Consider the following 24,136-nt stretch of genomic DNA (forward strand, 5'->3'; position numbering starts at 1 on the left):
AGGTGTTTTACATGAGTATATTAACCGTCAAAAATTTAAGCCATGGGTTTGGAGATCGAGCCATATTTAATGATGTCTCTTTCCGACTTTTACAAGGCGAACACATTGGATTGATCGGAGCAAACGGGGAAGGAAAATCAACGTTTATGAATATAATCACCGGGCAACTCCAACCGGATGAAGGAACTGTCGAATGGGCTAAAAAAGTGCGTGTCGGCTACCTTGATCAACACACAATACTCGAGAAAGGACAATCCATTCGTGATGTTTTAAAAGCAGCATTTCAATACCTTTTCGACCTTGAAGCGGAAATGAATGACATATGCGACCAAATGGCTGATGCAGACCCTGACACATTAGAGGCAATGCTTGAGGAAATGGGAACTATTCAAGACTTATTAACGAATAATGACTTTTATGTCATTGATTCAAAAGTGGAAGAAATGGCACGTGGTCTAGGGTTAGCAGACCTTGGTCTTGATAAGGATGTCAATGACCTAAGTGGTGGTCAACGCACCAAAGTGCTTCTTGCTAAATTATTACTTGAAAAACCAGATATCCTCTTATTAGATGAACCAACAAACTATCTTGATGAGCAACATATCGAATGGTTAAAGCGTTATTTGCAAGATTATGATAATGCCTTTATTCTTATTTCTCATGATATTCCATTCCTTAACAGCGTCATTAACTTAATTTATCATATGGAAGATCAAGAATTAAATCGCTATGTTGGTGATTATGATCACTTTTTACACGTATATGAAACAAAGAGACAACAGCTCGAAGCCGCTTATAAAAAGCAGCAACAAGAAGTTGCTGAATTAAAAGATTTTGTTGCCCGAAATAAAGCACGCGTATCAACACGAAACATGGCGATGTCTCGGCAAAAAAAGCTCGATAAAATGGATATGATTGAACTAAAGAAAGAAAAACCAAAGCCAGAATTTAATTTCAAAGCAGCTCGAACGCCTAGTAAACTGATCTTCGAAACGAATGACCTCGTGATCGGTTATGATGAGCCCTTATCAAAGCCATTAAATTTACGGATGGAACGTGGCCAAAAAATCGCTTTAGTTGGCGCGAACGGAATCGGAAAAACAACGCTGTTACGAAGTATCCTCGGTGAAATTAATCCATTATCTGGATCTGTTGAATTAGGCGACAACCAGTATACAGGCTATTTCGAACAAGAGGTAAAAGATTCCAACAATCAGACATGTATCGATGAAATATGGAGTGAATTCCCTTCTTTCAGTCAATATGAAGTTCGCACCGCACTAGCGAAATGTGGGTTAACGACAAAGCATATTGAAAGTAAAGTTGTTGTCTTAAGTGGTGGAGAAAAAGCAAAAGTACGTCTTTGTAAGTTGATCAACAAAGAAACGAATATTCTCATCCTAGATGAACCTACCAATCACCTCGATGTTGATGCAAAAGAAGAATTAAAACGTGCGCTCCAAGCATACAAGGGCAGTGTTCTACTTATCTGTCACGAACCAGAGTTTTATCAGGACGTCGTTACAGATACATGGAACTGTGAAACATGGACAACAAAATTGGTATAATGAATAAGCCCTTCGCTATAATATAGGCGAAGGGCTACAATCGTATGAGCTTGTCACTAGCTAGCTACTCATCAAGCTTTAGTTTGGCTAACGCATCGGCTAGAGCAGGATTAAATGGCTCTTCATTTTCCTTCTTTTGTTTTGACAAATATTTATTGACATCCTTTTTGGAAACCTTTTTGTTCTTTTCTTGTTTTCTTCGTTCATTAAAGGTTTTTAACTTTTCGCGATGACCGCATGGGCAAACGAACGTTTGACCTTCCCCTTCACCAACAAGCTTCAACTTCTTGCGACAGTTAGGACATCTTGCATTGGTGATCTTTGAAACATTTTTACGATGACCACACTCGCGATCTTGACAAACGAGCATTTTACCTTTTTTCCCTTTGACTTCGAGCATCAACTTGCCACATTCAGGGCATTTACTCCCTGTTAAATTATCGTGTTTAAACGCACGATCACTTTGCTTAATCTCGGTAACGATCGCTTTGGCATAGCCTTTCATATCATTAATAAATTGATATTTCTGAAGCTTTCCTTTTGAGATTAATTCAAGCTTTTGCTCCCATTCTGCGGTTAACGCTGGTGATTTCAACTCCTCTGGTGCTAACTCAAGCAGTTGCTTTCCTTTTGATGTTGGATAGATCCCTTTGCCTCTCTTTTCGATCAAAAAGCTATTAAATAACTTTTCAATAATGTCTGCCCTTGTTGCTACGGTTCCGAGACCACCAGTTTTCCCAAGTGTTTTTCTTAAGTCTTTATCATCCTTGTTCATGTACTTGACTGGGTTCTCCATCGCTGCAAGCAAAGTTCCCTCGTTAAAAGGAGCAGGTGGTTGAGTCTCCCCACTAGTCAACGTATATTCACTTATATTTAAACAGTCACCTTTATATACATCTGGTAACTGCTGATCCGTCCACTCTCCTGTCGTTTGCTCATCATCAACCTCTGTTCCATAAACCTCTTTCCACCCTTCTGAACGGACAACTTTCCCTTTGGCAAGGAGCTGTTCCTGTCCAATTTTCGCTCGAAGTGTTGTTTGTTCATACAAAAATGGCGGATAGAATACCGCTAAAAATCGCCTCACGACTAAGTCGTAAATTTTTCTTTCCTTATCGTTTAACGCATGAAGGTTTACCCGTTCTTCGGTAGGAATTATCGCATGGTGATCCGTTACTTTGCTATTATCTACGAAAGATTTATGAGGTTTTATCTGTTTCGTCGTTAATTTCGACGTAAGCTTTGCATATGGGCCAACAGAGCAAGCCTTAATTCGATCGTTTAAGGTCTCGACCATATCGGTTGTCAAATGACGAGAGTCCGTTCGCGGATACGTAACAACCTTATGTTGTTCATACAATCTTTGCATCACCGCCAACGTTTCCTTTGCCGAAAAACCAAATCGTTTATTCGCATCACGTTGTAATTCTGTAAGGTCATACAACTGCGGTGCAAAGCTTTTTTTATCACTTTTCTGGACTTCAACGACTTCAGCTTGTTTATACACCTTGACTTTCTCATAAATTTGATCTCTCTTTTCTTTAGAAAACGTCTTCGTATCATTCGATTGTTGATCTTGCCAAACAAGCGTCAACTGTCTGTCTGTACGTGCGGTTATACCATAGAATGGTTTTGGTTGGAATAACCGAATTTCTTCTTCGCGTTTAGCAATGATCGCAAGTGTTGGTGTTTGGACGCGTCCACAAGAAAGCTGTGCATTATACTTTGTCGTTAACGCACGTGTCGCATTCAAACCAACATACCAGTCCGCTTCTGAGCGAGCAACAGCCGCTCCATATAAATTATCGTATTCCTTGCCATTCTTTAAATGAGCAAACCCATCTTTGATCGCTTTATCTGTTACTGATGAAATCCACAACCGCTTAATCGGTTTATTCACCCGTGCCTTTTCAATGATCCACCGCGCCACTAGTTCTCCTTCTCGCCCAGCATCGGTTGCAATTACCACCTCTGACACATCACTTCGGTGCAGTTGTGATTTAACTGTGTTAAACTGTTTCCCTGTTTTTTTTATCACTACAAGTTTTAATCGATTCGGAAGCATTGGTAAATCTTCCAGCTTCCAAGATTTATAGGCATGATCATAGCTTTCAGGATCGGCTAGCGTAACCAAATGCCCTAATGCCCAAGTGACAATGTAACGATCACCTTCAAAAAAGCCATTTCCTTTTTTATGACATTGTAGAACTCTTGCAATATCCCTTCCAACAGAAGGTTTCTCAGCTAATACAACCTTTTTCTTCATCAAAACATCCTCTCAAAAAAACATCAATACATGTCCATTAACTATACCATAAAGCAAGATTACTTTTTAAACGAATCGTCAGAATGATTTTGAAGCGTAAGATATCAGTGGGTCTTTTTAAGTCATAGAAAAAAGCATTCTAAATGGCTATCTGCCCTTTTAGAATGCCTCGCTTTAACGTCACTGACCATTGATTCTACTATATTTCAGAAAAACAACACAGTACTTGTTCCTGCTGTAACTGTTTTCCCTTCCTGGTTCACCGCACGGATCTCCATCTGGACTGATTTATGTTGCCCCCTCTCTTCAACCTTTATCACTTCACCTTGACAAGTAAGAGTATCTCCAGGCTTCGCCATATGGCTAAACCGTACCTTCAAACGTTCAATCGACGCATTTTCTTTGACTAACGTACGTACATACTTCCCTAGAAACCCCATGCTCAACATCCCGTGAGCAATAACTCCATCTAACCCGGCTTTCTGAGCAAATTCATCCACGGTATGCAACGGATTAAAATCTCCAGAAGCCCCAGCATATTTAACAAGTTGGACGCGAGTAATCGGTGGGAGTTCTAGTTCTGGAAGCTGAAAACCAACTTCTACGATATCTGATTGAAGCGTTTTCATAATTTCAACCCCTTTTTTTAGAGACTTTGACGGTAAACAACCGTTGATTGAGCGGTTACAACCGGATTTTCCTGTAGGTCACTAGCAACCGTTTCAATGATAATTAGCGACATCCTTCCTGAACTCCCATGACGATCATATACATCTTTAATTTCGCTTTGTACCCGATATTTATCGCCCGGACGCATGTCTTGATGAAATTGATAATCCTGTTCACCATGGAGGACACGACGCAACTCAAACCCTGGCACATCATCTAACGGGCTCGGTTGTCCCATCGTCAGAATCGTGGCAAATGTAGGCGGGGTAATCAATCCCTGAAATGGCGTTTGTTTTGCATAATCCTCGTCTGTATACAAAGGCGATTCATCACCAACAGCATCGGCAAACCTCCGAATGTGACCTTTTTCTATTTCAATCCAATACGCAGGCCCTTTTTTCCCAATTAACGTTTTATCAACTGCCAAGTCACTCGCTCCCTTCCTTTACTTATACCGTCGGTTTACCAGCAACATAAATCACTTGACCTGTCACATACGAAGCTTCATCAGAACAGAGAAATCCAGCAACATTCGCAATATCTTCTGGTTTACCAGCACGTTGAATCGCCAATTGTGAAGACACGTTCTCAACCATTTGCTCAAGTGTAATCCCAATTCGTTCTGCCGTTTTTTTTGTCATTTCAGTTTCGATAAATCCTGGTGCTATGCAATTGACATTTACACCAAATGGGCCTAACTCAATCGCGAGCGTACGGGTCATGCCTTGTAAGCCAGCTTTTGCGGACGAGTAGTTGACTTGCCCACGATTACCTAACGCTGATGTCGAAGAAACATTAACGATTTTCCCATACTTCTGTTCAACCATATATTTTTGCGCCTCTTTTACACAAAGAAAAGCACCTTTGAGATGAATATCAACGACTGTATCCCAATCACTTTCTGACATTTTGAATAATAGATTGTCACGAATAACACCTGCATTGTTGATCAGAATATCGACACGTCCAAACTGTCTATGTACCGCCTCAAACGCCTTTTTTACTTCTTGTTCGTTTGAAACATCACACCCAACAGCGATGGCCTCCCCACCTAATGATTGTGCAAATTGTTCCGCTGCCTCGATATTAATATCAAATATCGCAACGTTCGCTCCTTCACTGGCAAACTTCTTGGCTACAGCAGCTCCAATACCTCTCGCAGCCCCGGTAACAACAGCAACCTTTTTTGTAAATTTCATCACAACCATCCTCCTCACAGATTCAAACACCCCACTAATAATACTAACCGGTTAGTATTATTAGTTTTCTGAATTTTAACATAACTCAGCGGTGGTGTAAATGTTAAAATCGAAACGAAAAATTCATCAACCTTCCAAACTTTTCATCTAACCAGGGGAACGGTCTGTAGTACACTGTAACCAACGATGGTCGAAAACATGGGGTACGCGAATATGGAAACATTATCTAGCACTCTTAGCCAAATAAAAGAATTATTACATACGTATGATCTTGATCCTACGATTTATACCGGAAAAGAGGAAGGTCGGTATTGTATTAGAGTGAACCAGCATATGAAAGACCCTGGTTTTGCTTATGATAATGTTATTCTTCATTTGTTTATAGATGAAAAGGAGCGTGTCATGTTTATCGGATTGTTACGGATTCCGAGAGGATTACGAAAAGAAGGGCTCGGTAGGCAAATTATGAATAGAATTATGGCGTTTGTTGATCGTCACCACTATTTTATGTACTTAGATGCGTGTAATGATCGCAACCATTCTGGCGTAAATATGGATTTCAGCACATGTTTTATGATCCAAACATGTTTGGTATCATGGGTTATTCTGCTGATCAGTGGGATATTTTTTGGGAATGGGAAGATTTCAAAAAACAAAGGTCTTTCGAACGTTTTTAGCAGATCATGACTTCCAACTCTAGGCCTAAGCTTAAGTCAGACACCTACTAAGAAACCGGCACCGAAGAGATCGACATCACAGCATGGGTTGTTAATAATCTGTAATCAGTATCCTTAGCCTCTGAACCTAGAACAGCCTTATAGGAGCTACCTAATAGCAACGGTTCCCTCACAGTAGTGGTTTTTGTTCATTTTTTACGATTGATAGACTTTACCTCACGAATAAGAGATTATTCACGGTTCAATTCCTTCCGGCAAATAGTCGATAACCGTATCAACCGGCACTGCTAGACCTACAGGACGTTCTCGTGACCAAAGGCTAGGCGCAGTTTTCGCATAGACGACACCAACGACATGTCCGCCTTTTGCAATCACAGGACTACCACTGTTTCCTCGATAAATCGGTGCTGAAATTTGGAGCGGGCTTTGTTGAGATGCTATAATTGTTCCTTCATTTGCAATTTGCGTAAACGACAAAGGATTACCAATCACGTAAATGTCTTCTCCCGCTTCACTAGATTGATCCCTCAACGGTAAAAAAGTCAAATCTTCTCCATCAATTTTCAAAAAAGCAATATCGATCTCAGGATAGGTCTCTACGACTTCGCCTTCATATAATTCACCATCACGAAATGCAACTGTTATGTTTCGTTCGCCTTCAATGACATGATCATTTGTAACAATAAATCCATCTTCAGAGATCGTAAAGCCCGTTCCACGTGAAGTTTCTCCTTGGACAGTTACGACAGACTGTCGATACTCTTGAATATCCTCTTGTTGAGACAGGCGATACGATGTTTGTAAAAATTGGATCGCATCAATGGAAAACATGTTAAACAATGCTCCAACTGCACTAAATAATAATCCGATCGCTACCGTGGTCGCAATCGCTTTTTTCCATTTCGTTCGGCGTTTCTTTCTTCTTCGTGTGTCCTCATCATCCTCTTCATCAATTAAAAAGTCTTCTAGCGAAGGTTCTTCAAACTCTTCGACCTCTTCTCCGTCCTCACGTTTTTTTGACATGTCATACCACCACCATTATCTTAGTCAAGTTTTCACGACAACCGCTACACCCATTTTACGCTCTCAACCTTATTAGGGCAATGAGGATCAAAGTCGATGTATTTTACTGAATTTTATTGAAATATATGGTAGAATTTTAGAAAACAGAAAAAGGGGATTAAAAAATGGGCAGATGGGTCTCCACAAATGAAAAGCGTTTTTTCTTAAAGTGGTTTATAAAGACACACCGATTAAAACGGGTCGACAGTAGGTATTTACTCGACTATCTGATTAAAAATAGTCATATTCTAGACCATGTTCAATTTACTGAAAAAAACATGAAAAGCGAAAAAATGATTGTTATTTCTAGTACACAATCAGATGAACCTGGATTTGAGTATTACAACAACCACCGAAAAACAACCGATGTTTCGAGAGCTGTAAGTGATCTGATGGAACATCCAACTGACAAGGTATATCTATTGGTTCATTTTTATGGAAAAATGCTCAACCACCGTTATTTAAATCTCATTGAAAACCCGGCCCTAGAAAACACTAGACGTTATAAAAAATATGAAGAGTACGCAAAAGATGCAACAAAAATACTTTCACACTCTCTTGACGAAAACAAGCTTCAACGCCTAAGAAAACAAATTGATCAAGCATTAGATCGTAAAGATAAGAAGTTATTTAATAAGCTAGTTGAAGAATTAAAGCAATATGAACAAACAGAACAAAATGCTTAAGCAAAGTGAATAGGGCTGTCCCAAGATTAGGTGTCTCTTTAAGTGGGCTTCTTTTAAAAGGAGTACTGGAGGTAGTAAATGAGATAAACACTTGTAAGGTGACAGCCCTACCCTGCCTCCACTGACCTCCCTTTCTAAATGCCACGTACCAGTGTTTCACGCACTTGATTCACACGCTCATGTGCTTCTATGAGAGCATCACGTACCTCCCCTGGCTTTGCTGTTTCTAACAGCATATCCAATTCTGCATCCAACTGTTGCAATTTGTGTTGATACATCGAAAACTCAGTTGGATCATTTTCACGAATCATCTTCACTTCCATGAGCTCATTTAATGCTCCTGAGACAATTTCTTCAATTTTCTGTTGTAACTGTTGCATCTCATTTTCAGTCATCGTGTCCCTCCGCATTAATGATATATTATCATTCATTTTCCCTTTTTTGTTCAAAGCTTATGCGAAAAATCAATAATCATTTTAACACCTTACATGATTTCGACATTATTATGATAAAATCTCCTAAAACTGTTGCATCTAGCAAGCGACGGTTGTACAATGATTATCGGTGCGGCAATACCAAAACAAATACATAAGCTAATGTACCAAATGTTTAGAATCATCTGCTGTTGCCGTTGATCCTCTAAACATTGGTGTATCCATTAGCTGTCTAACTTCTTAACTAAAAGCCATTGGATGTCCAATGGCTTTTTTAGTAACCTTATACTTTCCTTTAGGTTATCTATGTTGTCGCTTCTGATTGTTCGATTGTTTTTTTTGATTGACGACTGAACCAATTAGCCATAAATGCACCAAGCGATAGATTTACTACCATATTAACAACGGAAGGCACGGCAGCTAATGCATCGATATGATTCATCGCCAAGGTCGCCGATAATGCCGTATTACAAATACCAGTATGAAACAAAATGGCTCGGCAGTTCGGTTCAGAAATGCCAAAGAAACGAGCAATAACATAACATAAAAACATCGGAATGGCAACTTGAATTGCGACAATGAAAAATAATAAAGGTAACATCGACGAGTATGCATCAAGCGACGTATACGCACTTGATATTACTGCTAAGACGATTACGAGCAATGAAACTATCGACAGAGTAGGAAATACCTTTCTCACTCGATCCAATGTCTTCTCCCATTTCCATTGTAAAAACAGCCCCGCTAAAATCGGGATAAAGACGATATAAACAATACTTAAAAATAGTTCCCAAAACGAAACCGGAATAAACTTTCCAGCAAAAACATCCATTAATAGTGGAGTCATAAACGGTGCAATGAATGTGTCAATGGCAGCCAACGTAATGCTTAATGCCACCGTTCCTTCAGCGATCAACGTATATAAATTAGCTGAAGTACCACTCGGGACAGTTCCTGCAAGAATAACACCTGCAGCTAAGCTCGGGTGCTCTTGAAAAAATAGATAAGCTAATCCTACCGAGATCATAACTGTCACGGACCACTTCATGGCCATCCCTACCAGTAATGCTTTTGGTTTTTTCACTATGTCTATAAAACTTTGAAAGGAGATTGACATTCCCATCAAAAGAAAGATAAAGGCTAATGCAAAAGGTGTCACACCTGAAAGCGATGTAAACAGCCCTGGAAACAGGAAGGCGATAACCGCGAAAACTAAAATCCATATCGGTAAAAACCGTTGCAATACATGGGTGATTTGCATTAAAACATTAATGGCCACGGGTGACCCCACCCATTCTTACGTACCGATACAAATGTGACGTAGAGTGCACATGAACCTCTCTCATAACTATGACAACTCCAATCTCTTATATCTAATCAACATTTAATAAATCAGGTAAAAATGTTGAGATCTCTGGGATAAACGTAACTAGTAGCAACACTACAAGTGCTGCCAACATAAATGGAAAGACAGCTTTCGTTATTTCTTTCAAACTAATTTTTGCGATGCCGCAGGCGACATATAAGTTGACACCAACTGGTGGTGTGAATAAACCAATGGCTAAATTAATTGTCATAAATACTCCAAAGGCTGTTGGATCCACTTGCAAATGCATCATAATCGGAATTAAGATCGGCACAAACAGATAAAACGCAGAAATTGCATCGATAAAGGCACCAGCAATAATTAGGATGATATTAATTAATAATAAAATTATAATCTGGTTTTCAGTAATATTTAATAGTGCTGCGGCAACATCTCTAGCTATATTTTCTTTCGTAATAATATAGGCAAATAATGACGCAGAAGCAACAATAAACATGACAACAGCTGTTTGGATAGAAGCATCAACAAAGACCGTTTTTAATTTACGTATCGTGAGCTCTCTATAGATAAAAAATCCAACAAATAATCCATAAAAGACGGCGACGACAGCTGCTTCAGTCGCTGTAAAAATGCCTCCATAGATGCCACCTAAAATGATAAACGGCATAAGCAGACCCCAAAAGGCACTTAAAAATGACTTAAGGATCGTTTGCACATCTGTTTTTTGTCGAGGCTGATACGCGTTCTGATGAGCTTGTGTATCGAATCGACTTCTTCGGCTTAAAAGTACATAAGCCGTAACTAAAAACGCTACACCGAGAAGAATACCCGGGATAATCCCCGCAATAAATAGTCGACCTATCGATACAGGTAGCTGATCACCTGCCACAACCGCAAAAACAATAAATGCAATACTCGGAGGGATGATGATCCCAATCGACCCAGAACTCGCTAATAAACCAGAGGCTTCCGATTTAGAAAAACCATTTTTCACAAGCGCAGGAATTAATATAGTCCCAAGTGCTGCAACCGTTGCAGGACCTGATCCAGAAATAGCGGCAAAGAAAAAGGCAACTAAAACCGTGACAAGCGCCATTCCACCTTTTCGATGGCCAAGTAGTGAGTCAGCAAAACCGATAAGGCGCTTAGAAATCCCCGCATGTTCCATAATGACTCCTGCCAAAATAAAAAAAGGAATAGCAAGTAACGTAAACTGTGCAGAGGACGCATACATAATATCTGTTAAAGAAGATAGGGCTCGAACCCCATCAAAAATGAGCAATGTCGAAACGGACGCTGTAGCTAACGAAATCGCGATTGGAACATTGATTAATAGGAGTAAGAAAAAGATCCCAAATAAAGTTAATGCAACCATGCTTATGCCCCCCCTTCTTTAGCCAACTTGGACACTTGATTGATTGTAGCTTGTACGGAACGAATCAAACAAAGCATTCCACCGATGAAAAGGCCTGTCGAAAAAATCCATAATGGCCAACCGAGCGCTGGTGACTTTTGTCCCACCATCATTTGAAATTGAATCGTATCGAAACTATAGTAGACAATCAAAGAAAAAATGATAATTGTAATCATTCCAATAAGTACAGTTAGGATCATCTTTATTTTCTTATGAGCGAGGTCATATAATAGACTAAAACCTAAGTGCGAACCACGATGTATACCGATCGCTGCACCTGTAAAAATAAGTAATACGAAAAGATTTACCGTAACCTCTTCTGTAAAAGATAGCGAATAATTCATTATGTACCTTGAAACAACATTAGCAAATGTAAGGATAGACATCAGCGACAAACTAATAATAACGATTGAATATTCTATGATTGTTAACACCTTACTCATGTATGATCACCTATCTCCATTGGTAATAAGTGGGGCTGCCCCAATAGCCAAGTAATCCCCCCACCACAGGTACAATACATTGACCTCCCTACTAAAGGGTAGTCATATACGATGAACCGAATCAAGGTGGGCAGTCACTTGTGGGACAGCCACATTTATGATTGTAATGATATTAATTTCTAAATGTTTCTAATAATTCTGAACCCCAAACAGATTCATACTCTTCATAAATGACTTCAACAGCTTCTCTAAACTCTGCTACGCTCTCATCATCTAGTTCAACAATCTCCATCCCTAGTGATTCTAACTCTTCTTGTAGTTCAGCCTCACGCTCACGAGTAATTTCAATTTGATAAGCATTCGCCACTTCAGCAGCTTCTCGCATCGCTTCTTGGTCTGCTGGGTGCAATGAATCAAATAATTCCTTATTGACACCAAGCACTAGTGGGTCATAGGAATAATTCCATAACGTTAAATAATCCTGCACTTCATTTAATCGTGTAGAATGGATAACATCGACTGGGTTTTCTTGTCCATCAATCGTCCCTTGTTGCAACGAAGTAAAAACTTCAGCAAAGGCCATTGATGTAGGATCTGCTCCGAGAGCTCTGTATAGGTCTATATACATGCTAATACCAGGAACTCTAATTTTTAGGTCCTTCATATCTTCAACTGATTCAATTGGGCGTTCGGAATTGGTAATTTGACGGAAACCATTTTCACCAAAGCCAAGTGGTTCAACACCTACATCTCTTAGAATCTCATTTAACGCTTCACCCGCTTCACCTGATAACGATGCATCAACTTCCTCTAAATCGTTATACAAAAACGGAGCACTAGGAATACCAAAACGCTCATCAATGATTGAATAAATGATGGTTGAATGATATGAAATATCTGTATTACCTCGTAATAACATTTCAACTCCTGTTTGTTGGTTCCCTCCTGATAGCTGCTCATCAGCAACAACATTGACCTCAAAACGGCCATCTGTCCGATCACTTAGTTCTTCAGCAAACTTTTGTCCGCCTAAAAACCACGTCGACGATTCCCCAGTCGTTACTGACATATCTAAACTATATGTATCAGTTGGTTCCCCCGCATTTGCAGCATCTTCATTTGTCGCATCTTCTGACCCCGTACCTGCTTCTTCTCCACCACATGCGGCAAGCAACAGCATCAAGAGCCCCAAGACAAGCATCGACATTAATTTTGATTGTTTCATCAATCTTCCCCCTTTTTCTATTCATTTGAAAATTCAAAACCATTTTAACACCATTTTGTCGAAATAGCTATAATTTTCTAATCCCTTTATCCCGCTACATCACAAAAGAAGTATTATATACAAAAAAAGAGCAACAATAGCCCTTGGCTATTATTGCTCAATGTTTACTTTCTTCGTGCAAAATCGACAAATCGAAATTTATCTAAGCGGTGCCTTGATTCTGTATACTGAATCAGCGTTGTATCATCTAAATAAACGTAATTTTTTACGATAACAATATGATCATATCCTCTTAAATCAAGATACTTTCGATCTTCATCCGTACATTCTTCGACAACAATTTCCTTTTTGGCAAAACTAATCGTAAGCCCTAACTCTTTTTCTAAATATTCATAGATTGAGTGCTCACATATCGCCTTTGTTAACGTTGGGACAACTTTTCTACAAAAGTAATCCTTATCTAGAATAATGGTTTCACCATCAATTGACCGTGACCTGACAACTTTCCATACCTCGTCTTTAGATGATACGTTTAACTGCTGACTTACATAACAGTCAGGTGAGATTAGTTGTAATTCATGAACTATTGTTTTTGATTCATTCCCTAATTGATCAGCAATCTCCTTGAAACTTACAAGGCCAGAGATCGGAAAATTAAATTTCGATCGATCCAAAACAATCGATCCTTTCCCCCTAACTTTTTGAATATATCCATTTTGGGACAATAAAGTTAAAGCTTTCCTTATCGTCTCTCTAGACGTCGAATATTGTTCAGATAAGTCATGCTCGGAAGGAAGCATCGTACGTGGGGGAAACTCCCCTTTATCAATTTCAGTTGCAATTTCTTCAAAAATTTTATAATATTTATTTTTTTTCATTCACAACCACCAAACTTATTTTACCATTACTTTGTTAGGTGATAAACGATCGATTCATACGGTCTTAGTCGCAATTCCTCAAATTGTTCCGTTGAATCACTATAATTGGAGAGAACAATACGTCGGTTATAACCTTCAACATCTACATCAGTTGGTAACGTAAACATGGCTTCTTTACCATAGAAATTGTTGACAACCAAAAGCTTCTCATGTTCACCGTTACGGACATACGCAAAAATATCTTTATCATCTTTTAAAATCAATTGATAGTCCCCATACGTAATGATATCTAGTTGCTTTCTTAATTTGATGAGTGCCTGGTAATGATAAAAAATCGAATTTTTATCATGAATAGCCTTCTCTGCATTTATTTCTTTATAATTCGCAGCTGTATGAATCCAAGGGGTGCCCGCTGTAAATCCAGCATGTTTACTATCGTTCCATTGCACAGGAGTACGCGAATTATCTCTCGATTTACTCTTCAAGATCTCAATAATTTCCTCTTTTGACATTCCTTCTCGTTGTTTAATGTCATAAATATTTAATGATTCTACATCTCGATATTCAGAAATATCATCGAATTTTGGATCTGTCATCCCGAACTCTTCGCCTTGATAAATATAAGGGGTTCCTTGCATCATGTGAATTGTAGTTGCTAACATCTTTGCAGATTCTGTGTGATACGTTGTGTCGTTTCCATAGCGTGATACAACTCGCGGTTGATCATGGTTACACCAAAATAGTGCGTTCCATCCGCCCCCTTTATGCATTTCTACCTGCCATTTCGTTAAAATATCCTTTAATGCAAGAAAATCAAAGTCAGCAACCGTCCACTTATCACCATTTGGGTAGTCCACTTTTAGATGGTGGAAATTGAATGTCATGCTCAACTCATTACGTTCTGGGTTTGTATATTTAATACAATGGTCTGTTGTCGTCGAAGACATTTCACCAACGGTCATACTGTCATACTTAGAAAAGACCTCTCGGTTCATCTCATTCATAAATTCATGAACACGGGGTCCATCGGTATAAAACTTTCTGCCATCTCCAGGCGCCACCGATCCATCATCATTTGGAAAACGTTGATCTTTAGAAATTAAATTAATAACATCAAGACGGAAACCATCAACACCTTTTTCAAACCAAAACGTCATCATCTCATAAACTTTTTTACGGACGTCTTCATTTTCCCAATTTAAGTCAGCCTGCGTAACATCAAATAAGTGAAGGTAATATTGACCTGTCGCTTCATCATATTGCCAAGCGGAGCCCCCAAATTTTGATTCCCAATTCGTTGGTTCTCCTCCATCAACTGGGTTCTTCCAAATATAAAAATCACGATACGGATTATCCTTTGATTGAATCGATTTTTGAAACCATTCATGCTCGGTTGACGTATGATTCACTACAATATCCATGATTAGCTTAATATCGCGTTTATGTGCTTCTTCCAGTAAGCGATCAAAATCTTCCATCGTTCCATAATCTTCATGTATGCTAAAATAATCACTTATGTCATAACCATTATCTTTTTGCGGTGATTTATAGATTGGAGTTAACCAAATAACATCTACACCAAGTGTCTTTAAATAATCAAGCTTTTCAATAATTCCGTTTAAATCACCAACACCATTTCCTGTCGTATCATTAAAGCTTTTTGGATAAATTTGATAAACGACTGATTTCTTCCACCAAGGAGTTTTCATATGTAACACCACCATCTTCTTAGTTGTTATAACTGGGGTCGAGACAAAACTAGCATCGAGGCTGGGAAAAAAGGTAAAAACAAACCTATTGTCCCAGCCTCTATTTTTTGTTTAATGTTCGTACTTCTTAATTTTTGCGTAACCGTACGTTAATACGAATGGAACAACAATCGCTATGGCCATACCGATAAAGAATGAGCCCCAAAATTCTGGGAATATCGATAGAAATGCCGGCAAGCCACCAACACCTACTGAAGCTGCTCGAACTGCATTGATTGTAATAAACAACCCAGCAATCCCAGAACCAATCATCGCCGCAATAAATGGATATTTATATCGTAAGTTAACCCCAAACATCGCTGGCTCTGTAATTCCTAAATAAGCAGAAATTGACGATGTCATCGATAACCCTTTTAACTTCTCATCTTTAGCTATCTTCATCATCGCAAGTGTTGCTGAGCCTTGAGCGATATTTGATAGAGCTAACATTGGCCATAGGAACGTTCCACCTATACTTGCAATCAATTGAAGATCCACTGCTAGGAACGTGTGATGCATCCCTGTAATCACTAATGGCGCATAAAGGGTACCGTAGACTAATCCACCAATCGCAGGTGCAAAATCAAAGATACCGACAAACGCTGACGTCAGCGCATTAGCCACTAAAAATGTGATTGGTCCAATAGCAATAAAGGCAATAAATCCTGTAAGAAGTAAAGCAATCGGAGCGACAACGAGCATTTTATATGCATCCGCTACCCGCTTATTTAATGCCATTTCAATTTTCGCTAACACATAAGCAGACACTAAGACTGGTAATACTTGTCCTTGATAACCGACCTTTTCAATTTCAAACCCAAACAGGTTCCAAACCGGAATCGTACCTGCTGCCTCTGCTTCACCATATGCCCATGCATTTAATAAATCAGGGTGAACGAGCATCAGACCGAGGACGATCCCTAACAGTTCGCTTCCCCCAAATCGTTTGACTGCCGACCAACCGATCAGGGCTGGGAGAAAGGTGAAGGCGGTATTTGCAATTAAGTTAATAATATCAGCAAAATCTGCCCATTGAGGGTGAACATCAATGACGGATTGACCATCATAAAAAATCCCAGGACCTGTAAGAATGTTGTTAATCCCCATTAATAAACCAGCTGTAACGATGGCTGGTAATATCGGGATGAAAATATCTCCTAAGGTTTTAATCGCACGTTGAAGAGGATTTAGTTTTTTTCCCGCTGCATCTTTCACTTCATCCTTAGATGCTTCACCAATCCCTGTAATCTCAACGATTTGTTTATACACTTCATTAACCGTTCCTTGACCAATAACAACTTGATATTGACCGTTTGTTGAAAATGAACCTTTGACTAAATCGTTCTTTTCAAGTGCCTCTTGGTCGACAATACTTTCGTCTTTAAGGGCAAACCTTAGCCGCGTAACACAATGGGTTGCAGCTTGTATATTATCTTTTCCACCGATCGCCTGTACGATCGCTTCAACCTCTTGTTTTTTCACACCCATGTTTCTATCCCCCTCATCACGCACAAAATCATGCTTTAACTTTGACTTCCATTACTGTCGTTTGTGCGCTTTTGGCTTGTTCTTCGTGATGTTTATCTAGCTTTTCAACAATATCACTGTTCGTAATGACGACAGGTGTGATCGTACTTGCTGCCTTTTCTTTAATAAGATCTAAGTCACAGCTAATTAATTTATCTCCTACTTTTACCTTATCTCCTTCCTTTACATGACCTTCAAACCCTTCACCATTCATAGCTACCGTCTCTAATCCGACATGAATTAATAGCTCAAGACCTGTTTGTGAACGTATACCGATGGCATGTTTCGTATGGAAGAATTGAATAATTTCACCGTCAACTGGAGAAACAACCGTACCATCTGCAGGTTCGATTGCCACACCTTCACCCATCATCTTTTGTGCAAACGTTGGATCAGGAACTTGTTCAATTTCAATAACTTTCCCATTTATTGGTGATAAAATCTTTTCCTCAGTTTGTTTTTCTTTTTTTCCAAATAATTTCTTTAGCATTGCTAGACCTCCTAATGAATCGCTTTCATCTCACTTGTATATACAAGCAAAATAAGCTTAACCTGTATATACAAGTTTAGTCAATAAATTTTTCTTGATTTTTTGGGACAAATCATTGGTGTCATTAACTTTAATTTGAGCTAGGAAGCAATGGATTTCTATTTCTCATCCTAGGTTTTTCTAATTTCAACGCAACTATTCCAAAAGAACTCACGTATTTATTTCACAACCATTACAAAATGAAAAAGAGCCCCCACTTTTCTATAGTGAAGACTCTACAATCAATGTTGTTATTTTTAATTCTTTATAGTATAATAATATTTGTTCCTCTTTAAATTCACCACGCAATCAAAAATCCCTCTGTTTATGAAATATCTTCATTGATAATGACCAAACTTTTATCCCTGTATCATACGTTCAAAATCCCTTATTTTCACTGGCACGGCCAAGGAGCCGTAAGGATGAAAGAGAGGCAGGGCTTTCGTTATTTAAGGTTTGTACAAGAATTACCGAGATTATTCCGCGGCAGTTTGGTCATACCATTACATAAAAGCAACACCACAAAACCTACGCTAATAAAACTTACCGATAAATCGCTTAGTCTAAGAAGCGTTTTTTTAGTTCTGTTGTAGGCAGCATACAGCTCTTCACTTCGGCACGGACAATTTTTTTACGGTTTTTGGAAACAAGATCATACAGAAAATCTCGAAACGAGAGGGGAATAAAACGAAAGACCGTAAAAAGCTTCCAAGGTTGTGTCAAGTGCTTGCATATCTGTATAACAGCTGAAGACTTTAAGGCATAAGTATCTGCATCAAATACAACTAAACTAGTTACCGTTGGTTCAATTCCATGCTCTTTTAAAAGCGTTTGGCCAACCTGACTTTGTAAAGAGGCGAATTGAAAATAACCACTAGGGTCCCTTTTGATAATAAACTGAACACTTATGTTACATAAGCTACATTCTCCATCAAATAAAATCACTGCACCCATTTGTTCACCCCTTCTCCGTCAACAACTCATAAATCACTAGAATTCAATTCCTTTAAACTAATCTTAACATACACAAGAAAACAAGCTCATCGTTTTGCTTTAAGTACGTTCACTCTAATTATTCCATACTAATTTTCACTAATCTCTCTTTTTATTTTTAATAAAATCTATTAAACTGGTATTTAATACGATTCGTAAACTAGTTCTATTGAATGGGGAGATGAGAATTGATGAATCGATTTAAGAATGTATGTAGACACTTCATTCAAGGAACTGCTGCTATTATTCTGACTGCTGCTGTGAGTGGACAAACCGTAAATGCTTCTACAGCTATTGCAGAGGCATGTGACTATGAACCGATCATTGGTGAAAACCCGGATAAACAAACGGTCAATTGTTTACTAACCGAAACGGCTTTGCAATATAACGTGCCGCCCGAAATTGTAAAAGCAGTAGCACACGTTGAAAATGGGGGTTGGAAGCACTTTGATGAAAATAACGAACCTATCATTTCAGATGATGGCGGCATCGGCCTTATGCAAATAACTACTTTAGGAGATTATGACGCCAAAGACTTAAAATATGATCTGCTCGAAAATATTACTGCAGGTGTGGAACGATTGCATGAAATGTTTCATGCAATCTACCTGCCAACAGTCAATGACCAAGCATGGCAAGATATTGAGAATTGGTACTTTGCCGTCATGGGCTATAATGGAATTAAACCCGTAAACAGCCCTGTTGTGCAACAAACGGGAATGCGAAACACAGACGCTTATCAAGAAAAGGTCTTTCAAGCGATGGAGAAATTTAGCTTACTTTCCTTTGAACCATTTTTGTTCTCAACAACAGATTTCAACTATGACCCAACCAAAACAGACAATATTGAATTTGTAACGAAAGCCTATGACATAGAACCTGTTACACAGACAAAGCATTTATTTTCTACAGGAGATCAAGTCCAAGTAAAGGGGGGCACTCCACATCTTCGGGAGCACCCTACAACAAATAGTCATTCGATTACTAGGCTCGAACCGAATGAAATCGTAACGATTACCGGTGATTTTAGCTACGATCAAACGGCATCTAGTTCAAATCATTTTGTATGGTATCCCATTGAACAGGAAAGTGGTACAACAGGCTTTGTTGCATCTGGATATCTTGAGAGCATAACAACCCACCAAGAAGAAGTTGTCGAGCAGCCGAAACAAATCTTTAGTGACATCCCTACTGACCATTGGGCTGCAAAAGAAATATACTATTTAAATCGTGAAGGGATTGTTGGTGGCTATCCTGATGGACATTTCCATGGAGACACTGCTATAACAAGAGCTCAAGCAGCTGCCATGCTAAGTCGTGCCGAAGGGCTTTCAACATCAAACCGTTCTGATCCCTCCTTTTCAGATGTTCCGACAACGCATTATTTCTATCATGCCATTGCTGCCACAGTCGATGAAGGTATTTTCACCGGCTTAGCTGAGCATTCGTTCGGACCTGATGAAAGCCTAACAAGGGCTCAAATGGCTGTTTTACTAGACCGTCTCTATCAATTCCGAACGGTAATTGAAGACGCACCTCCATTTACTGATATAAAAACTGGCACCTGGTACGAGTCTTCCATAGACAAGCTCTATAGAAGTGGAATTGTCGCCGGGATGACAGAAACAACCTTTGGTCCAAATGAACCTGTAACACGAACGCAATATGCGGTATTTATGGCTCGTGCGTTAGATGAGCAATTCCGTACACAATAACCTTACAATTAGCTGACCCAAATGTCGCCATTTTCCTCGTTAAAGCAATACGACTTTGACAATGGGTCAGCCATTTTTCTTTCTGCTACTATATTCAACTTAAAAGGTTAACGATACGTATCTTTATCCTCTTCCCAATGAATCGACCCTTGCGGTGAATCGCGAATAAACTCGTAGTCATCAGCTTTCTCCCACGGAATATTGACATCCTTTTTATGAATATCTTCGGTTGTCCATTGGTTAACAAAACTAGCTAAACCATCAAGGTCAGGAAATAATGTGAAATGATTAATCCCACTTAATTCCAAAAACATCTTAATATCATTTTTTAGGTCTGGCTTTAAGTGAATATGCTTAACAATTTTTTTATCAAATAAAATCCCCTCTTCTTCCTCTTCTAATCCGAGTTTTGTGTTCCCTTGCAGTGTGAAGATTCCCTTTTGGTTCATACTACGAGAGGAGTTCATATAGGGAAATAAGGCGAGTGTTTTTGCAAACGACGTACGCTCTTCTAGAAATGATGATTCCCGCGGCATACTTATTAAGTTTTTTGTACCATGGAAGATTTCGTTTAAACGATAAGGGTCGAGCAGCCAGACACTGCATTCATTTTTTTCTGTCCAGTTTCTTGTAGCAAAATAGAGTGCCACTGCAAATGATTCCGTCCAATCAAGAAGTCTTGTTTTCACACCGTAATGCTGCATTAAATATAACAAATCCCATTCATTAGTAGTTTTATGTAATTCAAATCCATTCTCTAAAAAACGCTTATAGCTAACTTGTTCCCATTCTAAGAGTTGATCGACAGACATATCCATCCGGAACAACCCTGATTGAAGACGATAACACTCCCCACCTTTCGCACGGTTGTTATTTTGACCGCGGTACCAAACACCCCTACTTTTCTTTGAGAAAAACGTGACCTCATCTAATATTTTTATCCATTGTTCTGAAAAGAAATAATCACTAATGTTTAACCGTTGATCACTCATAAATAAACACCAACCTATGCCGTAAACTTTTCCACCATTCTTTTTATCATTGACGATTTTATCTGTTTTCATTGCGAAAGCATGTAGTTTTTTTACTCGGCGACATTGTTTTGTTTTTTTCGATTCTTCTTGCCATTTCTAACGCCGTCAGCTCTTAATCTATGATAGAATGATAAAAAATAGTCTAGACTAAAGTGAGGAAGGTAGATGGAAAATGAAAGCTGTATTTTTTGATTTAGACGATACGTTACTTTGGGATAAGAAAAGTATTAAAGAAGCCTTTAAGGCAACATGCGAAGATGCAACTAAAAAATATGACCTTGATCCAATTGAATTAGAAGAGGCTGTCCGCCAATCAGCACGAGAGCTCTATGCTTCTTATGAAACGTATGAGTTCACAAAAATGATTGGAATTAATCCATTTGAAGGCCTCTGGGGCGATTTCACAGATAAAATTAACAAAGATTTTCGCAAGATGAGAGAGATTGTTCCTACATACCGAAAAAAAGCTTGGACAAACGGATTGAAGGCATTGGGCATTGATGATCCAAGCTTTGGTGCAGAGCTCGGCGAATTATTCCCTGCCCACCGTCGCAAGCTACCATTTGTCTATGAAGAAACCTTCCAAGTGTTAGATGAACTAAAAGAAAAGTATCAACTACTATTGTTAACGAACGGATCACCGACGCTTCAAAATGAAAAGCTCGATCTGACACCAGAGCTCGTCCCTTATTTTGACCATATTCTTGTCTCAGGTGCGTTTGGACGCGGAAAACCCGATCCAGCTATTTTTGAACATGCACTTTTCTTAATGTCACTTCAAAAAGACGAAGCGATTATGGTAGGGGATAACCTGCATACCGATATTCTCGGTTCAAATCGAATTGACATGAAAAATGTTTGGATTAACCATCATGCCATTGACAATGATACAGGAATTACACCTACCTATGAGGTTAGTCGACTAAAAGAATTGCCACGTATCCTTGAACAAATCTAGTTGATTTACTAAAAAAGGGATGTCTGAAATGAATTTCATCATATCAGACATCCCTATTCTTAAGTTCGTTAGTGAATTTCCTTCAAATAGTTGATCACTTCGCCAAAGTTATCCTTAAGTGTAACGTTTCGTATCTTCAATTCTCTCTCATGAAAATTGTTAAACATCTCTGCATCTGCTTTAATCTCCTTAACCGCAGCACCAATCTGAACTCCCTCGTCTAACGAAAGCCTATCTTCAACCGTTGTACAAAAGAATGAGCGACAAACACTTGTTTTATACGTTGGGTCTAACCCACAACCCTTTCCTTCTATAAAAAATTGACATACCGAATGCTGCAATTTTAAATCATCTTGTTCGATCGTTGATAATGGCGAAAGGTCAATCTCAAAAAATGAAGTGTCTATATTTGCATGAACGATCACCTCATATCTGTTCCATGTTACGTTATGATTACGGGATAAGCGATCAATAAGATCATACCGTTGATCCTTTACGATTTTATAAAGTTCAAACAACGTAAACGTTGGCGAGTAACTGCAACAACCTACGTCTGGCAATCCTTTGGCACGACAAGAGAAATAGTCATCAGGACATTCACGGCACACTGGTGTAAGAATTTGCTTATACGTGTTGTCGTAGTAAATCATCGTTATCCCCCTCTTTCTCATCCCCCTATCATACATGATTTTTTTTTTAGCGTCTAATATACCCTTACGCTCTGGCAGAACACATGGGGCCCATCGATTACAACTTATTACTCCTATGCTAGCGCCTACACAAGTAAGACTCTCCCTTAATAGGATATAGCGATTTCCAAATTTAAGGGGGATGGTCGTGAACTTTACTAAACAATTTTGGGTACTAACACTATCATTTATCGTAGGAATCGCGACATTTTTTCTATTCGTCGTTTTCGATAAAGATGAGGAGCTCGGCTCTGAACAACCAATAAATGAAGAGGAAAGCGTAGTTGACGATGAACAGCCGCAAGAAACGACAGATGATCGAGATCAAGGTACTGATCAAGAGAATCAAGAGGAACAGTCTCACAATGATCAAACTCAACCCGCTAGAGGAGATACGAATGAGGATGTGGAGTTCATTTGGGGTGTTGATTCCGCAAGCAGAACGACAGAAGACTTCTATCAATGTGTGACGACGAACTTCGGTGAACCTGAAATATGGGGAAGATATTTAGGTGATAAAGAAGGTGTATCCTATGGGCTAACAACTGATGAGATCAACCTTCTTCATGACCAAAGAATACAAATCCTTGTTATTTACAATCATTTCACTGACGGAACAACATATGAAAGAGGCGTTCAGGAAGCAGAACAGGCCATTGCCCTAGCGAATGAACTTTCCATTCCTGAAGGTGTTGCCCTCTTTGCCAATGTCGAGCCCGAATATCCGATTGATGCAGACTTTATTACCGGCTGGTATGATACACTAGCCGAATCCGTTTATGAAGCAGGTATTTATGGCGACTTCTCGGAAGATGGTGATATTCACCACGCTTTCCAACAGGCAGCTTCTGAACAGGCAGAGATTCAAGACCATACCGTGATTTGGACCCATCAACCACAGATTGGAATTACAACTGAAGAAAACGCACCTGAGTACCAACCAGCTGCACCTGAAGGCTCACTCGCTTGGGGATGGCAATATGGGATAGAATCTGAGGCATGTAACATTGATACGAATCTATTTTCTAGCGAACTAGTAGACTATTTATGGTAATAAAAGAAGCGAGTGTCTCGGTTACTGGGACACCCGCTTTG

The 24,136-nt window shown here is 39.1% G+C and carries 23 protein-coding genes; 6 read left to right on the forward strand and 17 right to left on the reverse strand.

From position 1 onward, the window contains the following. Positions 1–11 precede the first annotated feature (11 nt). Complete coding sequence (locus KH400_RS15230) at positions 12–1,568, forward strand: ABC-F family ATP-binding cassette domain-containing protein (RefSeq protein WP_217226010.1); 1,557 nt, start codon at positions 12–14, stop codon at positions 1,566–1,568. Positions 1,569–1,632: 64 nt separating this feature from the next. Here KH400_RS15230 and KH400_RS15235 read toward each other — a convergent pair whose 3' ends face one another. The 4 genes from KH400_RS15235 to KH400_RS15250 form a co-directional block, all read right to left on the reverse strand. Next, entirely contained in the window at positions 1,633–3,834 is a 2,202-nt protein-coding gene (locus KH400_RS15235) for a DNA topoisomerase III (protein ID WP_217226012.1), read from the reverse strand. 206 nt (positions 3,835–4,040) lie between these two features. After that, on the reverse strand, positions 4,041–4,463 hold the full coding sequence (locus KH400_RS15240; RefSeq protein ID WP_217226014.1) for a MaoC/PaaZ C-terminal domain-containing protein: 423 nt from the start codon (positions 4,461–4,463) through the stop codon (positions 4,041–4,043). A gap of 17 nt (positions 4,464–4,480) precedes the next feature. Beyond that, positions 4,481–4,930 (reverse strand): FAS1-like dehydratase domain-containing protein, encoded by a 450-nt coding sequence (locus tag KH400_RS15245; protein ID WP_217226016.1) that lies wholly within the window; start codon positions 4,928–4,930, stop codon positions 4,481–4,483. Positions 4,931–4,952: 22 nt separating this feature from the next. Next, positions 4,953–5,702, reverse strand: a complete 750-nt coding sequence (locus KH400_RS15250; protein ID WP_217226019.1) for an SDR family NAD(P)-dependent oxidoreductase — start codon at positions 5,700–5,702, stop codon at positions 4,953–4,955. Positions 5,703–5,915: 213 nt separating this feature from the next. Between KH400_RS15250 and KH400_RS15255 the strand changes: the two genes are divergently transcribed. Continuing rightward, on the forward strand, positions 5,916–6,389 hold the full coding sequence (locus KH400_RS15255) for a hypothetical protein (protein ID WP_217226021.1): 474 nt from the start codon (positions 5,916–5,918) through the stop codon (positions 6,387–6,389). 224 nt (positions 6,390–6,613) lie between these two features. On the opposite strand, the gene KH400_RS15260 is transcribed toward KH400_RS15255, so the two are convergent. Beyond that, positions 6,614–7,402 carry a S1C family serine protease gene (locus tag KH400_RS15260; RefSeq protein WP_217226023.1) on the reverse strand — a complete coding sequence of 263 codons (789 nt, stop codon included), beginning with the start codon at positions 7,400–7,402 and terminating at the stop codon, positions 6,614–6,616. Positions 7,403–7,566: 164 nt separating this feature from the next. Between KH400_RS15260 and KH400_RS15265 the strand changes: the two genes are divergently transcribed. Further along, entirely contained in the window at positions 7,567–8,127 is a 561-nt protein-coding gene (locus KH400_RS15265) for a YpiB family protein (protein ID WP_217226025.1), read from the forward strand. 134 nt (positions 8,128–8,261) lie between these two features. Here KH400_RS15265 and KH400_RS15270 read toward each other — a convergent pair whose 3' ends face one another. The 10 genes from KH400_RS15270 to KH400_RS15315 all read right to left on the reverse strand — a co-directional run bounded on the left by KH400_RS15270 (position 8,262) and on the right by KH400_RS15315 (position 18,606). Further along, complete coding sequence (locus tag KH400_RS15270; RefSeq protein WP_217226027.1) at positions 8,262–8,522, reverse strand: hypothetical protein; 261 nt, start codon at positions 8,520–8,522, stop codon at positions 8,262–8,264. Between the two features lie 343 nt (positions 8,523–8,865). Next, positions 8,866–9,840, reverse strand: a complete 975-nt coding sequence (locus KH400_RS15275; RefSeq protein ID WP_312889215.1) for a bile acid:sodium symporter family protein — start codon at positions 9,838–9,840, stop codon at positions 8,866–8,868. 94 nt (positions 9,841–9,934) lie between these two features. Continuing rightward, positions 9,935–11,263 carry a TRAP transporter large permease gene (locus KH400_RS15280; RefSeq protein ID WP_217226029.1) on the reverse strand — a complete coding sequence of 443 codons (1,329 nt, stop codon included), beginning with the start codon at positions 11,261–11,263 and terminating at the stop codon, positions 9,935–9,937. A 2-nt stretch (positions 11,264–11,265) separates the two neighbouring features. Continuing rightward, on the reverse strand, positions 11,266–11,745 hold the full coding sequence (locus KH400_RS15285; RefSeq protein WP_217226031.1) for a TRAP transporter small permease: 480 nt from the start codon (positions 11,743–11,745) through the stop codon (positions 11,266–11,268). A gap of 172 nt (positions 11,746–11,917) precedes the next feature. Next, entirely contained in the window at positions 11,918–12,970 is a 1,053-nt protein-coding gene (locus KH400_RS15290; RefSeq protein WP_217226033.1) for a DctP family TRAP transporter solute-binding subunit, read from the reverse strand. Positions 12,971–13,134: 164 nt separating this feature from the next. Next, positions 13,135–13,848, reverse strand: coding sequence for a trehalose operon repressor (gene treR / locus KH400_RS15295; RefSeq protein WP_217226035.1), 714 nt, complete (start codon positions 13,846–13,848; stop codon positions 13,135–13,137). 26 nt (positions 13,849–13,874) lie between these two features. Continuing rightward, positions 13,875–15,557 carry an alpha,alpha-phosphotrehalase gene (gene treC / locus KH400_RS15300; RefSeq protein ID WP_217226037.1) on the reverse strand — a complete coding sequence of 561 codons (1,683 nt, stop codon included), beginning with the start codon at positions 15,555–15,557 and terminating at the stop codon, positions 13,875–13,877. A gap of 111 nt (positions 15,558–15,668) precedes the next feature. Continuing rightward, complete coding sequence (gene treP / locus KH400_RS15305) at positions 15,669–17,084, reverse strand: PTS system trehalose-specific EIIBC component (RefSeq protein WP_217226039.1); 1,416 nt, start codon at positions 17,082–17,084, stop codon at positions 15,669–15,671. Positions 17,085–17,112: 28 nt separating this feature from the next. Then, entirely contained in the window at positions 17,113–17,613 is a 501-nt protein-coding gene (locus KH400_RS15310; RefSeq protein ID WP_217226042.1) for a PTS sugar transporter subunit IIA, read from the reverse strand. A gap of 597 nt (positions 17,614–18,210) precedes the next feature. Continuing rightward, the gene (locus tag KH400_RS15315; RefSeq protein ID WP_217226044.1) at positions 18,211–18,606 is read right to left on the reverse strand and encodes a thiol-disulfide oxidoreductase DCC family protein; all 396 of its coding nucleotides are present in this window, start codon (positions 18,604–18,606) and stop codon (positions 18,211–18,213) included. Between the two features lie 230 nt (positions 18,607–18,836). On the opposite strand from KH400_RS15315, the gene KH400_RS15320 reads away from it, so the two are divergent. Then, entirely contained in the window at positions 18,837–20,360 is a 1,524-nt protein-coding gene (locus tag KH400_RS15320; protein WP_217226046.1) for an S-layer homology domain-containing protein, read from the forward strand. Positions 20,361–20,467: 107 nt separating this feature from the next. Here KH400_RS15320 and KH400_RS15325 read toward each other — a convergent pair whose 3' ends face one another. Then, positions 20,468–21,424: an FRG domain-containing protein gene (locus KH400_RS15325; RefSeq protein ID WP_217226048.1), complete on the reverse strand. Its 957-nt coding sequence runs from the start codon at positions 21,422–21,424 to the stop codon at positions 20,468–20,470. Positions 21,425–21,566: 142 nt separating this feature from the next. Between KH400_RS15325 and KH400_RS15330 the strand changes: the two genes are divergently transcribed. Further along, entirely contained in the window at positions 21,567–22,352 is a 786-nt protein-coding gene (locus tag KH400_RS15330; protein WP_217226051.1) for an HAD family hydrolase, read from the forward strand. A gap of 68 nt (positions 22,353–22,420) precedes the next feature. On the opposite strand, the gene KH400_RS15335 is transcribed toward KH400_RS15330, so the two are convergent. After that, positions 22,421–23,002, reverse strand: a complete 582-nt coding sequence (locus KH400_RS15335; RefSeq protein WP_217226053.1) for a hypothetical protein — start codon at positions 23,000–23,002, stop codon at positions 22,421–22,423. Positions 23,003–23,189: 187 nt separating this feature from the next. Here KH400_RS15335 and KH400_RS15340 point away from each other — a divergent pair, with 187 nt between their 5' ends. Next, positions 23,190–24,095: a glycoside hydrolase domain-containing protein gene (locus tag KH400_RS15340; RefSeq protein ID WP_312889216.1), complete on the forward strand. Its 906-nt coding sequence runs from the start codon at positions 23,190–23,192 to the stop codon at positions 24,093–24,095. Positions 24,096–24,136: the final 41 nt, after the last annotated feature.

Origin of the sequence: Desertibacillus haloalkaliphilus (assembly GCF_019039105.1) — a bacterium.
Classification (GTDB): Bacteria; Bacillota; Bacilli; order Bacillales; family KJ1-10-99; genus Desertibacillus; species Desertibacillus haloalkaliphilus.